Source organism: Haloarcula amylolytica (assembly GCF_049705545.1).
Taxonomy (GTDB): domain Archaea; phylum Halobacteriota; class Halobacteria; order Halobacteriales; family Haloarculaceae; genus Haloarcula; species Haloarcula amylolytica_B.
In genome coordinates, this window is sequence record NZ_JBNAMU010000001.1 from 1,366,137 (window position 1) to 1,380,466 (window position 14,330).

The following is a 14,330-nucleotide window of genomic DNA, read 5'->3' on the forward strand; positions in this document are numbered from 1 at the left end:
TAGTTGTTGGTCTGCCAGTCAAATCGGAGGTCTATCGCTTTCAGACACGCGCTGTGCCGGCGTAGCCGTGTGAGATGGTGGCCGCTCGAAGTAATATATAGTAGTATATAGTATTTATATCCACATATAGGGCTAATAGTAGGGTACTTATCCGCGCTTCATCTTCCATCAGATGATGACAGATTCACCGACCGGTGGTCTCTCGCGTCGTCGTTTTCTGACAAGTTCCGGTGCGATCGGCGCACTGGCGCTGGCGGGCTGTACCGAGCAGTCGTCCGGTGGCGATGGTGGCAGTGGCGGAGGCACTGACAACAGCGGCGGCAGTACCGATGGCAGCGGTAGCAGCCAGCTGTCGGGTGAAATCACGATTACGGGGAGCAGCACGGTGTTCCCCCTGGCGACGGCCGTCGCAAACGAGTTCCAGAAGCAACACGATCAGGTCGATATCAGTCTCTCCTCGACCGGGTCCGGTGGCGGCTTCAGCAACCACTTCTGTGTCGGCAACGCCGAGTTCAACAACGCCTCCCGGCCAATTACCAGCGAGGAGGAGCAGCTCTGTGCCGACAACGGCATCGAGTTCCACGAGATCAACGTCGCGACGGACGCAGTGACCGTCATCGTCAACCCCGAGAACGACTGGGTCGACTGCGTGACGCCGGACCAGCTCAGACAGATGTGGCGCGCGGACGGCGCGTCGACCTGGGCCGACGTGAACAGCGACTGGCCCGACGAGCCGATCAACCGGTTCGGTGCTGCCGACACGTCCGGGACGTTCGATTACTTCAACGAGGCGATTCTGGGCGAGGAGGCAGACCACACCAGTAACTACGAGGCCACCGAGCAGGACAACCTCATCCTCCAGGGCGTCCAGCAGGACCAGTACGGCATCGGCTACTTCGGCTTCGCCTACTACCAGAGCAACACGGACGCGGTCAAGGCACTCAGCATCGACAACGGCGACGGCTGCGTCGAACCCTCGCTGGAGACGGCCAAAGCCGGCGACTATCAGCCCCTCTCGCGTCCCCTCTTTACGTATCCGCAAAAGAGTGCGCTCGCGGAGGACCACGTCGCCGAGTTCGCTCGGTACTTCGTCGAGCAGAGCGCCAACACCGAACTCGTCTCCGAGGAGATCGGCTACGTCCCTCGAACCGAGGAGGCGATGCAGGAGGAACTCGATGCCCTCAACAGCGTCATCGACGAAGTCCAGTAACGAGTCGGATATATAGACAATAGAGAACTACGGATACAATCCGGGTACTTTTTCCCGAGATACACAGAATGAGCGAACAACACCGATGAGCAACGAAGGACAGGCCCCGGACCTGGCGGGCGACCGGGGATTCAGGTCAGTCCGTGAGTCGGCATATAAATACGCGCTGGCGGGCTGTGCCGTCCTGTCCGTGCTGACGACGGTGAGTATCATCGGGGTGCTCGTCTTGGACGCCGCCCAGTTCTTCGCTGAAGTGCCGGTCCTGGAGTTCCTGACCGGCACGACGTTCAGCCCGAACCTCGAACCGGTCTCGTTCGGCGTGTTACCGCTCGTCCTCGGGACGATTCTCATCACCATCGGCGCGGGCGCGCTCGCGCTCCCGACCGGTGTGCTGACCGCGATATATCTCAGTGAGTACGCGAGCGACCGAACGCGGTCGATACTCAAACCGATGCTCGAAGTGCTCGCCGGCGTCCCGACCGTCGTCTACGGCTACTTCGCTATCGTCTACGTCACACCCGCGTTGAACACCGTGATTACCGGGCTCAACGGCTTTTTGGGGACCGAGTTCGGAACGCTGGGGCTGTTTAACGGCCTCTCGGCCTCCATCGTCGTCGGCATCATGATCATCCCGATGGTCTCCTCGATCAGCGAGGACGCGATGAGTTCGGTTCCCGACTCGCTGCGCGAGGCCGGCTACGGTCTCGGGGCGACGAAGTTCAACGTCTCGCTGACCATCGTCGTTCCCGCGGCGGTCTCGGGTATCGCCTCGTCGTTCATCCTCGCAATCTCGCGGGCCATCGGCGAGACGATGGCCGTCGTCCTGGCCGCGGGGTCCCAGCCGCCGGACATCCCACCCGTCCAGCAGGCCTTCGGCATCCCGTACGTGGCCCCGGCGGACGTGATCGGCCTCTTTACCGAGAGTTCCGCGACCATGACGGTTGCGATGGTCAACATCGCCCAGGGGGACATCTCCGGTGGCTCGACCGCCTACCAGTCGCTTTTCGCTATCGGACTCACGCTGTTCGTCATCACGCTGGCGATGAACGTCGTCAGCGACCTCGTGGCGAGTCGCTACCGGGAGGTTTACGAGTAAATGGCCACGACATCACCAACCGAAACGGAGTTCGGCGAAGTCAGCCGGATCAAAGGCATCGTTTTCAAATACGTCTCGTTCGTGGCGTCCATCGTCGGTATCCTCGCGCTCGGCGCGTTGCTTGCCTACGTGTTCTGGGACGCGCTCGGCCTGGAAAGCGCCGGAACCGGGTGGTATCTGGCGTACACGGGCACGCTCCTCGTCCCGCTGCTCGCGTTTTTCGCCTACGCCCGGACTCGTCCCGCGGTGGTCGCGGGGGCGTTCGAACTGTTCAGTATGACGCTTGCCGGTGTGCTGTTGACCGGTGCGGGCGTCATCATCCTCTCGATCATCGCCAGTCCTGAGGTGTGGTTCGCGTACTTCCTCACCGTCGTCGGTCCGATTGTCGGCCTGTATGTGTACGGCCAGTACGACCGCAAGGCGACCTGGGTCGGCTTGGCGATGCTCGGGGTGTTGCTACTGGGCCCGGTCGTCGGGACGCTCGGACTCGGAGTGTTGACCACTATCGGCGCACTGTTGGGTTCACCCGGTGTCTACTTCCTGTCGCTCGTGGTCCCTGCGGCCGCGGTCGCCGCGTATCTGTCGACTGAACGGCTGGATTTCTCCCGGCGTCGGAGCCTGGGGATCGGCGTCGGTCTCCCCGTGCTGGCGATCGCCGCCGTCCCGCTCGTCGACACCGTCCCGGCTATCTCGCGGTCGGTCTGGCTCATCGGTCTCGTGCTGTTCGGCCTCCCGGTCGGATTCACGGTTGCAAACACGGCCCGGACCCGCGACCGCTGGCCGGCCTTTGCGTTCCCCGCGATCCTCGTTCTCGGCTTCCTCGCGGGCGAGGCCGTCGTTACTACAATCGGCGCGACGGCCCCGACGCCGTGGCTCGACTGGCAGTACGTCACCAGCGGTCCGTCCCAGACCGCGGCGGAGGCGGGACTGTACCCCGCTATCATCGGCTCGATATTCCTCATCGTGCTGGTGAGCGTGTTCACCTTCGTCTTCGGCGTCGGCGCGGCCATCTATCTCGAAGAATACGCGCCGGGGAGCGGGCCGCTGGCAGCTATCACGCGGATTATCAAGGTGAACATCTCGAACCTCGCCGGCGTCCCGTCGGTGGTGTACGGCCTGCTCGGCCTGGGCATCTTCGTCAATATCGAGTCGCAGCTCGGCCCGTTCACCTACGCCGGATTCGGTGTCGGGACAGTGCTCACCGCCGCGATGACGCTTTCCCTGCTCATCCTGCCCATCGTTATTATCTCCGCACAGGAGGCGATCAGGTCCGTGCCGGACTCGCTGCGGCAGGCCTCATACGGCATGGGCGCGACCCGGTGGCAGACCATCCGGAACGTCGTCCTCCCGCGCTCGCTGCCGGGTATCCTGACCGGGACGATTCTCGCGCTCGGCCGGGCCATCGGGGAGACCGCACCGCTCATCATGATCGGCGCGGCGACGACGAAGTTCTCCCCGCCCAGCGGGCTGTTCGGGAAGCTCACGGCGATGCCGATGCAGATATTCGCCTGGGCGTTCGAACCGAGCGACGAGTTCAGGTACGGCGTCGTCGCGGCCGGCGTCGTCACGCTGCTCATCGTCATGCTGACGATGAACTCCGTCGCGATTCTCGTGCGCAACAAATATCAACAGGAGGCAAACTAATGACTTCACAGGACATGGCCAGTGACACCGACGTTGAGACTGACGACGACTCCCTCGTGACGACCGACCCCGGCAAGGGCGGGCTCGACGAGAACGGCGAGCGCGGGTCGGTCGGCCAGACCAGCGCGGGGACCGTCATCGAGTCCCGCGACCTCGACGTGTTCTACGGCGAGACGCAGGCGCTCCAGAACATCGACCTGGCCATTCCGGAAAACCAGGTGACGGCCATGATCGGGCCGTCGGGCTGTGGCAAGTCGACGTTCCTGCGGTGTATCAACCGCATGAACGACCTCATCGACATCGCCCGCGTGGAGGGCGAACTCACGTTCAAGGGCAAGAACGTCTACGACACCGATGTCGACCCGGTCGCCCTGCGACGCCGAATCGGCATGGTGTTCCAGCACCCGAACCCCTTCCCCAAGAGCATCTACGACAACGTCGCCTACGGCCTCCGCATTCAGGACAAGACGGACAACATCGACGAAGTCGTCGAGCAGTCCCTGAAGAAGGCGGCGCTGTGGGACGAGGTCAAAGACCGCCTGGACGAGTCCGCGCTGGACCTCTCGGGGGGCCAGCAACAGCGGCTCTGTATCGCCCGGGCCATCGCCGTCGACCCCGAGGTCGTCCTGATGGACGAGCCGGCATCCGCCCTCGACCCGATTGCCACGTCACAAATCGAGGACCTCATCGAGGACCTGGCCACGGAGTACACCGTGGTCATCGTCACACACAACATGCAGCAGGCGGCCCGCATCTCGGATAAGACGGCCGTCTTCCTCACCGGTGGCGAACTCGTCGAGTTCGACGACACCGACAAGATCTTCGAGAACCCGGACAGCCAGCGCGTCGAGGACTACATCACCGGTAAGTTCGGGTAACCGTCTCCACCCGCGTGGCCATCGCCGCTCACCGCTCCAGCGTCGCTTCCGTGTCGATACCGTACACCGCCTTCGGCGTCTCGACGTGTGCCGTTCTGACTGCGTCCTCGTGGCCGTTTTCGAGCAGCCACCGGACGCGCCGTGGCACCGTTTTTGGCCCCAGCACCGCTCCCGGGCGGTCCGGGTCGTCGATATAATCGGTCTCCATCAGGAACGGCCCGTCGGACTCGACCGCGACCTCCAGTTCGTCCTTGTCTGCAAGTACTGATTTGACCGGGCCGCGGAGTCGGCCGCCGGAGTAGTGTTTGACGACCTGCGTGCGGTCGAGCCCGCGCTGTTCGGCCCAGCGAGCGACTTCTTCGAAATCTTCGCCGCCCTCGGTGTGGAGCTGTATCGCACAGCCCACGTCGGCGGCGCGTTCGAACCCGTGACACATCACTTCGTTCGAGGCCTCCCAGACGGCGTCGTCCACGTCGTAGTGTGGACGGCCGGATTTCATCGCCAGCGCCGCGCCGTCGGCGACGTACTCTGCGGCCACGTCGAGGCCGGTCTGCATGATGTCGCGCGCTTCCGGCGGCGTGTAGCCGTCGCCGACGAGCTTCGAAATCAGCGCCGGGTGGACCCCGAGGACGGGCCAGGTGCGGCCGTCCAGCACGTCGGCGGCTGCGAGGGCGGCCTCGACGGTGAGGTCGAACACCTCACGGAAGATTGCCTCGTCGGTGGCCTTCTCGACGAGGTGCCAGGACGGCTTGTTGAGCACCAGCAGGTGTGTTCCGCCCTGGGACGCGAACTCCTCGGCTGCCGCGACGTTCCGGCCGTTGACCGGGTCGAGATGGAGGTGGTTGTCCAGTACCGGCGTGTCGTTGATGTCCATATATGGCCAATGGCACTGGCGGAAAAAACAGTTGGCGTCCCGCAATACATATCTGGTAGTACCAACTGGCGTATCGTATCGATGCGTTTTGCTTACGTTGTAGTTGCCTGGCTGCTTCTCGCTGGGGCCTCAATGGGAGTCGCGGCCAGTGTCCCGGCGGACCAGCCAGCTATCCCGTCCCAGTCTGGCGGGCCAGAGTACGGGATGGAGGTAACGCGGACGTACTATCTGACGCCTGATGAGCCCGGTCAGATTCGAATAGCGATAGCATACGATGCCGGACTCGATTCGCGGGCCGTCGGGGTGTACCTGCCGGAGAACGTCACTGTTGAGAAAAACGACGGGTTCGAGCGAGACGACAACGGCAACCTCATCGCCAGGAACGACCAGCACCCCAGACTCACGCTGTCGGTTCCGGCCAACGAAACGAACGCTCGGTTCGGCGGCTCCGACTTCGTCGACGCCGGGGACTGGGCATTCGTCAGTGCCTACACCTACAGCGGGTACTGGAGTGAGGTAACCAGCCAGTGGGAGAATGAGGGGGAAAGCTCCCGCGTCGACGTAACTAACACCGTCGCCGGCGAGGGGTACGCCGGCAGCCGATACGCATACTTCGGCCCGTACGAGCAGGAGACGACGCTCGTCAACGGTCAGACGTTCAATGTCATCGTTCCGGACCAGTCAGAAGTGGCCGTGTCCGACCGCGGCCCGATGGATGTTCTCGGACCCACGGCACGGAACTACTCGGTCGGGTCCCGGCCTTCACAGATCAACGTGTTCGTCGCGCCAGATCCAGTACGCCGTGGTGGGCGGGCCACCCCTGTCCGACTCGCCGGTCAGCAGGATCTCTGGGTCGCCGCGGCGAACCCTACCCCCCGGACGCTCATTCACGAGTACATCCACACTCGTCAGGATTTCAGGACGACGAACGAGACTCAGTGGCTCCTCGAAGGTGGGGCACAGTACTACGACACGGTGTATGGGGTTCGAACAGGCGTTATCGAGTACGACACGCTCGAACGGGAGTTCGCATCGACACGGTACGAGGACGCCGTCCTCGCTGACTCCGAATCATGGGGGGAAACGAGCCGTACGGTTGATTACGACAAGGGCGGTCGTGTCCTCGCGGCGCTGGATCACCGAATTCGGACCGAAACTGACGGTAAACGGACGTTAATGGCTGTATTCGCCCGCCTGAACGACGAGAGTAAGCCCGTCACGCTGGCAAGGTTCAAAAGCATCGTCGCCGACGTGGCGGGCACGAATCTCGACGACTGGCTAGACCGGTACGTGACGACCGCGGCATCGCCGAGCTACCCCGACGATCCGAACCCGTCATACTACCTCGACGATACTGATCTCCCGGTCGAGAAGGTGGCAGCACCGACCGAACCAACACCGACACAGTCGGACCCGACTCCGGTCCGGACGGAGGCGGCTACAAGCAACGCGGCGGGACCCGGTTTTTCGGTTCTGGTGACCCTCATAGCCACTGCAGGACTGTTAATCGCACTCGCTCGCTCTCGAGGTTAATCCAGCGTCACTGCGTCTTCCGCCGCGTTTCGCAACGCGTCGGAGCGGCCGTACTCACCTGGCGCGATGGCGACCGTTCTGACTCCTTCCCGGGCGGCCACTTCCAGTGCCGGCTTGAAATCCGTGTCCCGCGAGGCGACGACAAGTACGTCGATCTGTCCCGAAGCGACGGCATCCGTCGCGTCAACGGCGAGCCGCACGTCCACATCGCCGCTGGTCGTTCGGACCTCGAACCCGCGAGCCTCGGCAGCCTGAATGAGTCCTGGCGAGGCGTTCTGGTCGACATAGAGACGAGTCAACGCCAGCGGGCCGTATTCGGCTGCAATGTCGCGGACCTCGTTGAGGTCGACATCGAACTCCGATCTGAGTACATTCGGCCCGTCAACGAACAGTCCGACTCGCTGCCGCGAGTCTATCTCTCCGAATATCCGACGAAACAGCTCCATGCGCCCCTTTCCCCGCCCGCCCCGCTTATGCGTGCCGTTTCACGTCGTAAATCAGTGATCGCTATATCAAACGCGACTACACAACACTTAGGAGGGTACCTTCCTCACGTTCCGGATAGTAATTCCAGGCAGAGTCGACCGGCAACAACTGCTCGACATTCGTCACCATGAGTAAGGAATCTCTTCCCGATCAAGACGTCCTAAACGGGCTTTGTGAGATCATTTCCGACCCAGCAGTCGTATTAGATGCTGACGGCGTCTTCGTCGACGTTATCCACAACGCTCACAACGGCGCACTATTCTTCAAGCGGCCGGAAACGCTGCTGGGAACGGATCTCTGGGAGGTCTTCTCGACAGCACAGGCAGACCGGTTTTACACAGTCATCGAGGACGCGTTGAAGATAGGTGAGCAACAGCGTATCGAGTACCAGCTATCGCTTGACCACGGGGACAGGTACTTCGAGGCTCGTGTCACGCCAGTTGGCGGCGATGACACGGAGCGCGTGTTGTGGCTGGCCGAAGATATCACGCAGCGCAAGCGGCGTGAGGAGAAGCAGGCCCTCATCGAACGAGTGTTCGAAATCAGTCCGGTCGGGCTCGTTGTCGTCGAGCCGTCCGGCGAAATCTTGCTGGCCAATGACCGCGCCGAAGACCTGCTTGGCCTCGAACGCGACGAAATTACGGGGAGACGGTACGACCAACCGGAATGGAATATCTTCTACGAAGACGGAACCCCGATCCCTGAGTCGGACCATCCGGTTACGCGGGTGCTCGAATCCGGCGACCCAGTGTTTGGGTTCGAGCACTGGATAGAGCTCGCTGACGGGACCGAGCGGTGGCTTTCGAGTAATGCTGCGCCAATACTGGGTGATGACGGGACCGTCGAGCGTGTCGTCGTTGGCCTGGACGACGCAACGAGATTGAAACAGCGGGAGGAGGAACTGGAGTGGCTCGTCGGGACGGAGATGCTGGCCGACGTCGGCGGATGGGAGCTTGATCTGGAGACGGGCCTGATTGAGGGGACGGCGGGGATGAAGCGTCTTTACGGAACACCGGAGTATAACCCGACGCTTGAGGAAGCGCTTGAGAAGTACCATCCTAACGATAGAGCGGCCCTTCGCGATGCAATCGACGCTTGCTGTGAGACCGGCGAACCAATGGAGCTAGAGGCACGCCGCCAGACTGCGGACGAAACCGAGCGCTGGTTCCGTCTCCGGGCTGAAAAAACCGTCCGGGACGGGACACCGAAACTGCGAGGTATCGTTCGCGACATCACCCAGGACAAGGAGCGAGAGCAGCGGATAATGGTCATGAGTCGGATTCTCCGACATAATATCCGGAACAAGTTGACCGTGATACGGGGTAATTCGAGACTCCTCAAGGAAGAGCTCAGCTCGTCCGATTTCTCCGTTGACGCTGCCAGAGGGCACATCGATAGAATCGAGAAGGCGTCGAAAGAACTCGATTCGTTAGCCGAGCGAGTACGGACGTTCGACCGGGTCATCGAGCACGACCTTCGAAGCGGGACAGTCCACCTCCGGCAGGTACTCACCGATGTCCGGGATGACCTCGCAGAACAGCATTCCGGGGTCACCATTGACGTCGCTCCCACCGACGCGGAGATATCGGGTGACAGGGTGGCTATCGACCTGATACTGGAGATTCTTGTCGAAAACGCGCTGGAATACAGCGATCTGTCCGACCCAAGTATCGAACTTACGGCCGAAGAGACACCGACAGGTCAAGTGACGGTCCGGGTCGATACCGACGGGGCCGGTATCCCCGACATGGAGCGCAAGGTCTTGGCTTCGGAGACGGAGGGACCAGTAGCACACAGTCGCGGCCTCGGGTTGTGGGCGGTTACGTGGCTTGTCCGACGCCTCGGTGGATCCGTGACGCTGGCCGAAGACCCCGACGACGGAACGCGAGTCGAACTGACGTTCCCGCTGGCGCGAGGCGAGTGACGGAGGGCGAGGGCTCGTTTTCAGTCCCGATCTCGTCGCCCTATCTATTCCCTCGCCGATTTGATATCGCTGTATGTGATTTATCAACGGTCCGCGGACGGTGAAGGGCCAAACGGTAAGACCGCGCGGTACGAGAGGTCCGCGTATGTCACTGCGGTCACCACCGCTCTCTGCGGTTCACCAACGAGCCGACGCTTCGTTCACCGATTTCGGCGGGTGGGAGATGCCGGTCGAGTTCGAGTCGATTCGCACAGAACACGAGGCAGTCCGGAACGAGGTCGGGAAGTTCGACGTTTCGCACATGGGACAGATAACCGTGGCCGGCCCGGACGCGGCGACGCTGACACAGCGGCTGACCACCAACGACGTGACGGTGCTGGACCCGGGAGAAGCCCAGTACGGGGCCATCACAGACGAGGACGGGATCATGCTCGACGACACGGTCGTCTACCGGTTGCCGGAAGGCGCGGCCGACGAGTTCCTGTTCATTCCGAACGCCGGGCACGACGGGGAGATGACCGAACGGTGGCTCTCTGAGCGGGACGAACGTGGGCTGGACGCGACTGTGACGAACCGGACCGAAGAGTACGCGATGATCGCCGTCCAGGGGCCTGACGCGCCGGACCTGCTGGCGGCCGAAACGGAGGATGTCACACTCTCTGCCCTGTCCCGCTTCGAGGTGGCTGACGGGGCTGTCGCCGGCATCGACTCGCTGATCGCTCGGACGGGATACACGGGCGAACCCGGCTTCGAAATCCTCTGCCCGTGGGACGACGCGAAAGCGGTCTGGGGCGCGCTGGAGTGCCAGCCCTGCGGGCTCGGCGCGCGCGACACGCTCCGCCTGGAGATGGGCTTTCTGCTCTCCGGACAGGAGTTCCACCCGGTCGACGAGCCCAGGACGCCCTACGAGGCCGGTATCGGCTGGACTGTCAAGCTCGATACGGAGTTCGTCGGTCGGGATACACTGGAAGGCGTCGCCGCGGACGGTCCCGAAGAGAAGCTCATCGGTATCGAACTCGTCGACCGCGGCGTCCCGCGCCACGGGTACGACGTGACAACGCCGGATGGGGAGCCGATCGGCCACATCACCAGCGGGACGATGAGTCCGACGCTGGGTGCGCCGATTGCCCTCGCCTACGTCCCGGCGGCGTACGCCGAGCCGGACGAGTCCGTCCGCGTCGTCGTCCGCGGCGAACCGAAGAAAGCACGTACCAGGAGCACGCCATTCCTCGATAGATGAGCTTCGACGTTCCCGACGACCTGCGATATCTGGAGTCACACGAGTGGGTGCGCGTCTCCGGCGACACTGCCGAGGTCGGCATCACGGCGTTCGCACAGGACGAACTCGGCGACGTGGTGTTCGTCGAGCTACCCGAGGAAGGGGCGGAGCTGACCGCCGGCGAGGACTTCGGCGTGGTGGAGTCGATCAAGGCTGTGTCCGACGTGTACGCACCCATCTCCGGCACCGTCACGGAAGTCAACGACCGGCTCCGCGATGAGCCGGAACTGCTGAACGAGGACCCGTTCGGTGACGGCTGGATGCTCGAGGTCGAGGTCGCCGACGAGAGCGAAGTCGACGACCTGCTCTCACCCGCCGCGTACCGCGACCAGATCGAGTAACCCTCGGTGGCAGTGGTCCCTTGCGGGGGGTGAAAGGAGTAACCTAATGTGGACACGGTCGCTAGCTGCCGATATCATGTCACCCCGGCGCTACTGGGTGGTTCTCCAATGAGTGATAGTGACTCACACGCGACAGGCAGCCCGTACGCACCACAGACGCCCGCAGAGACCGCGGCGATGCTCGATGCAGTCGGGGCCGACGACCTCGAATCGCTGTTCGACGTTCCCGAGTCCGTCGCCTTCGACGGCGAGTTCGGTATCGACGCCCGGAGTGAGCGTGCGACGCGCCGGGAAGTCGCCGGTCTCCTGGGCCGCAACGCCGACCTCACGGAGTTCCTCGGCCGCGGCCACTACGACCACTACGTCCCGAGCGTGGTCGACGACCTCGCCGGCCGCTCGGAGTTCCTGACCTCCTATACGCAGTACCAACCCGAGGTCGCACAGGGCTTTCTCCAGGCCCTCTTCGAGTTCCAGTCGATGCTGGTCGAACTCACGGGACTGGACGTCGCCAACTGCTCGATGTACGACGACGCGACGGCGCTGGGCGAGGCGGCGACGCTCTCCCAGCGAGTCCGGTCGGTGTCCGGCGACCGGATTCTGGTTCCCGAACATCTCCGGGAGGGCAAGCGCGCCGTTCTGTCGAACTACGCCGAGGGACCGGATCTCACGGTTGCTTCCTACCCGATGACCGACGGCGTCGCCGACGTGGCGGCGCTGTCCGACCAGATAGGCGACGACACCGCGATGGTGTACGCCGAGTCGCCAACGGTCCGGGGCGTCATCGAGGAGCGGCTCGGCGCTGTCGGCGATCTGGCACACGATCACGAGGCGCTGTTCTGTCTCGGCTCGGACCCCATCGCGCTGTCCCTGCTGGAACGCCCGGTCGATGTCGGGGCCGACGTGGTCGTCGGCGACGCCGCGTCGCTGGGAACCGGCACCGCCTACGGATTCGGCCTCGGAATGTTCGTCACCCGCGAGGAGTACCTGCGGCAGGTCCCCGGTCGGCTGGTCGGGGCCAGCGAAGACGCCGCCGACCGCCGCGCGTACACGCTGACGCTCCAGACGCGAGAGCAGCACATCCGCAAGGAGCGGGCCACCTCCAACATCTGTACGAACCAGGCGTGGGTCGCGCTCCGGACCGCGATGCACGCCGCGTGGCTCGGCCCGGACGGGCTGGTCGACCTCGCCGAGGACTGTGTCACCCGCGCCCGGGATCTCGCCGGCTGCCTCGACGACATCGTCGGGGTGAAAGCCCCGATTCACGGCCGCCACCACTTCCGGGAGTTCCTCGCCCGCACGGACCAGCCGGCCAGCGCAATCGTGGCCGACCTCGCGAGCGAGGGCTTCGCGGTCCACGCGGTCGACGATCACCTGGTGCAGGTGTGTGCGACCGAGACGACCGCCGAAACCGAAGACGAGTTCGTCGCGGCGTTCCGGGAGGTGGCGAAGTGACTCTCGCCTCACTGTGTTCGGCGACCCGCCGTGGGACACCCCGCGTCCCACGAGCTTCACGCTCGACACGGGGGTGTCTCTTCGCCTCGCGCTACTCGGCGAACCACCGTGGGACAAATCGCGTCCCACGAGCTTCACGCTCGACACGGGGGTGTCTCGCGTGAACTACGACCAGGCCCGCTGGACCGACGACAGCGACGACCTGTACGAACCGCTACTCTCCGAAAAGGCGAGCAAAACGGTCGACATCGAGGACTCCCCCCTGCCCGACGACCTGACGCGGGACTCCCTCTCGCTACCGGACCCGGCCGAGCCCGAACTGGCCCGGCACTACACGCGCCTCTCCCAGATGAACTACGGCGTCGAGAGCGGGCCGTTCCCGCTCGGGTCGTGTACGATGAAGTACAACCCCTCCTTCACCGAAGACGTGGCCGCACGGGCCGACGCCGCCATCCACCCGGACCGGCCCGATTCGACGGTCCAGGGGACGCTGGCGCTGTGTCACCGCCTGCAGGACTCCCTCGGCCGCATCGGCGGGATGGACGCCGTGACACTGCAGCCGCCGGCCGGCGCGGCCGGTGAGTTCACCGGGATCCAGATCGCGAAGGCCTACCACGAACACAACGACGACGAGCGCTCGGAGGTCGTCATCCCGGACTCGGCCCACGGCACGAACTTCGCGACGGCGGCGATGGCCGGCTACGAGGTCGTCGAGCTCCCGAGCGGCGACGACGGTCGCGTCGACATAGAGGCGCTGGAGGCGGCCGTCGGCGACGATACCGCAGCGCTCATGCTCACGAACCCCAACACGCTGGGGCTGTTCGAGCGCGACATCGAGCACATCGCCGACATCGTCCACGACGCCGGCGGCCTGCTGTACTACGACGGCGCGAACCTCAACGCCCTGCTCGGGCGCGCTCGCCCCGGCGACATGGGCTTCGACGTGATGCACTACAACGTCCACAAGACGTTCGCCACACCCCACGGCGGGGGCGGGCCCGGGGCCGGCCCGGTCGGCGTCCGCGAGGAACTGGCCCAGTTCCTCCCGAACCCACACGTCAGAGAGACTGACGGCAACTACGAACACTACGAGCCGGCGAACTCAATCGGGAAAGTCCATGGCTTCTACGGCAACTGGCCGGTACTAGTCAAGACCTTCGCGTACATCGCAAGGCTTGGCGACGAGGGCCTGCGGGACGCCAGCGCGAAGGCCGTCCTGAACGCCAACTACCTCGCCGAGCAGATCGAGTACGAGGTGCCCTTCGGCCCGTTCCACCACGAGTTCGTGGCCAGCGCGGGCGACCAGGACGCCGCCGACGCGGCCAAGCGGATGCTCGATTACGGCGTCCACCCGCCGACGACGAAGTGGCCCGAAATCGTCGACGAGGCGCTGATGACCGAGCCCACAGAGGGCGAGACCAAACGCTCGCTGGATCAGCTGGCGGACGCGTTCAACGCCGTTGCCAGTGATTCGGACGCCGAACTGGCCGACGCGCCGTCGCGACCGGCGGCGAAACGCATCGACCAGGTGACTGCGGCCCGGAACCCGCGGCTCTCCTGGCAGGCGCTTGACGACACGTAGCCGCTCGTTTCGACATTTGATACTCCCGCCC

At 63.9% G+C, this 14,330-nt stretch carries 12 protein-coding genes; 10 read left to right on the forward strand and 2 right to left on the reverse strand.

Annotated elements, in window-relative coordinates; translation table 11 throughout:
- Positions 1 to 175 precede the first annotated feature (175 nt).
- From ACOZ4H_RS07335 to pstB, 4 genes are all read left to right on the forward strand, one after another.
- A complete protein-coding gene (locus ACOZ4H_RS07335; protein WP_424328661.1) occupies positions 176 to 1,210 on the forward strand; it encodes a phosphate ABC transporter substrate-binding protein PstS family protein in 1,035 nt (344 codons plus the stop codon).
- An 85-nt stretch (positions 1,211 to 1,295) separates the two neighbouring features.
- A complete protein-coding gene (gene pstC / locus ACOZ4H_RS07340) occupies positions 1,296 to 2,306 on the forward strand; it encodes a phosphate ABC transporter permease subunit PstC (protein ID WP_424328662.1) in 1,011 nt (336 codons plus the stop codon).
- Positions 2,307 to 3,950: a phosphate ABC transporter permease PstA gene (gene pstA, locus ACOZ4H_RS07345; RefSeq protein WP_424328663.1), complete on the forward strand. Its 1,644-nt coding sequence runs from the start codon at positions 2,307 to 2,309 to the stop codon at positions 3,948 to 3,950.
- Positions 3,950 to 4,828 carry a phosphate ABC transporter ATP-binding protein PstB gene (gene pstB / locus ACOZ4H_RS07350; RefSeq protein WP_424328664.1) on the forward strand — a complete coding sequence of 293 codons (879 nt, stop codon included), beginning with the start codon at positions 3,950 to 3,952 and terminating at the stop codon, positions 4,826 to 4,828. Before pstA ends, pstB begins: the two co-directional genes overlap by 1 nt.
- A 28-nt stretch (positions 4,829 to 4,856) precedes the next feature.
- Here pstB and ACOZ4H_RS07355 read toward each other — a convergent pair whose 3' ends face one another.
- Positions 4,857 to 5,702 (reverse strand): TatD family hydrolase, encoded by an 846-nt coding sequence (locus ACOZ4H_RS07355; protein WP_424328665.1) that lies wholly within the window; start codon positions 5,700 to 5,702, stop codon positions 4,857 to 4,859.
- Positions 5,703 to 5,834: 132 nt separating this feature from the next.
- Between ACOZ4H_RS07355 and ACOZ4H_RS07360 the strand changes: the two genes are divergently transcribed.
- Complete coding sequence (locus ACOZ4H_RS07360) at positions 5,835 to 7,235, forward strand: hypothetical protein (protein WP_424328666.1); 1,401 nt, start codon at positions 5,835 to 5,837, stop codon at positions 7,233 to 7,235.
- On the opposite strand, the gene ACOZ4H_RS07365 is transcribed toward ACOZ4H_RS07360, so the two are convergent.
- On the reverse strand, positions 7,232 to 7,681 hold the full coding sequence (locus ACOZ4H_RS07365) for an NYN domain-containing protein (RefSeq protein ID WP_424328667.1): 450 nt from the start codon (positions 7,679 to 7,681) through the stop codon (positions 7,232 to 7,234). The two genes, ACOZ4H_RS07360 and ACOZ4H_RS07365, sit on opposite strands and share 4 nt — an antisense overlap.
- A 167-nt stretch (positions 7,682 to 7,848) precedes the next feature.
- Between ACOZ4H_RS07365 and ACOZ4H_RS07370 the strand changes: the two genes are divergently transcribed.
- The 5 genes from ACOZ4H_RS07370 to gcvPB all read left to right on the forward strand — a co-directional run bounded on the left by ACOZ4H_RS07370 (position 7,849) and on the right by gcvPB (position 14,299).
- Positions 7,849 to 9,645, forward strand: coding sequence for a PAS domain-containing protein (locus ACOZ4H_RS07370; protein ID WP_424328668.1), 1,797 nt, complete (start codon positions 7,849 to 7,851; stop codon positions 9,643 to 9,645).
- A 145-nt stretch (positions 9,646 to 9,790) separates the two neighbouring features.
- Complete coding sequence (gcvT, locus tag ACOZ4H_RS07375) at positions 9,791 to 10,885, forward strand: glycine cleavage system aminomethyltransferase GcvT (protein ID WP_424328669.1); 1,095 nt, start codon at positions 9,791 to 9,793, stop codon at positions 10,883 to 10,885.
- Complete coding sequence (gcvH, locus tag ACOZ4H_RS07380; RefSeq protein ID WP_424328670.1) at positions 10,882 to 11,265, forward strand: glycine cleavage system protein GcvH; 384 nt, start codon at positions 10,882 to 10,884, stop codon at positions 11,263 to 11,265. The genes gcvT and gcvH overlap by 4 nt, the downstream gene beginning before the upstream one ends.
- A gap of 108 nt (positions 11,266 to 11,373) precedes the next feature.
- Positions 11,374 to 12,717 carry an aminomethyl-transferring glycine dehydrogenase subunit GcvPA gene (gene gcvPA / locus ACOZ4H_RS07385; protein ID WP_424328671.1) on the forward strand — a complete coding sequence of 448 codons (1,344 nt, stop codon included), beginning with the start codon at positions 11,374 to 11,376 and terminating at the stop codon, positions 12,715 to 12,717.
- A 160-nt stretch (positions 12,718 to 12,877) separates the two neighbouring features.
- The gene (gene gcvPB / locus ACOZ4H_RS07390) at positions 12,878 to 14,299 is read left to right on the forward strand and encodes an aminomethyl-transferring glycine dehydrogenase subunit GcvPB (protein ID WP_424330350.1); all 1,422 of its coding nucleotides are present in this window, start codon (positions 12,878 to 12,880) and stop codon (positions 14,297 to 14,299) included.
- The last annotated feature ends 31 nt before the right edge of the window (positions 14,300 to 14,330 follow it).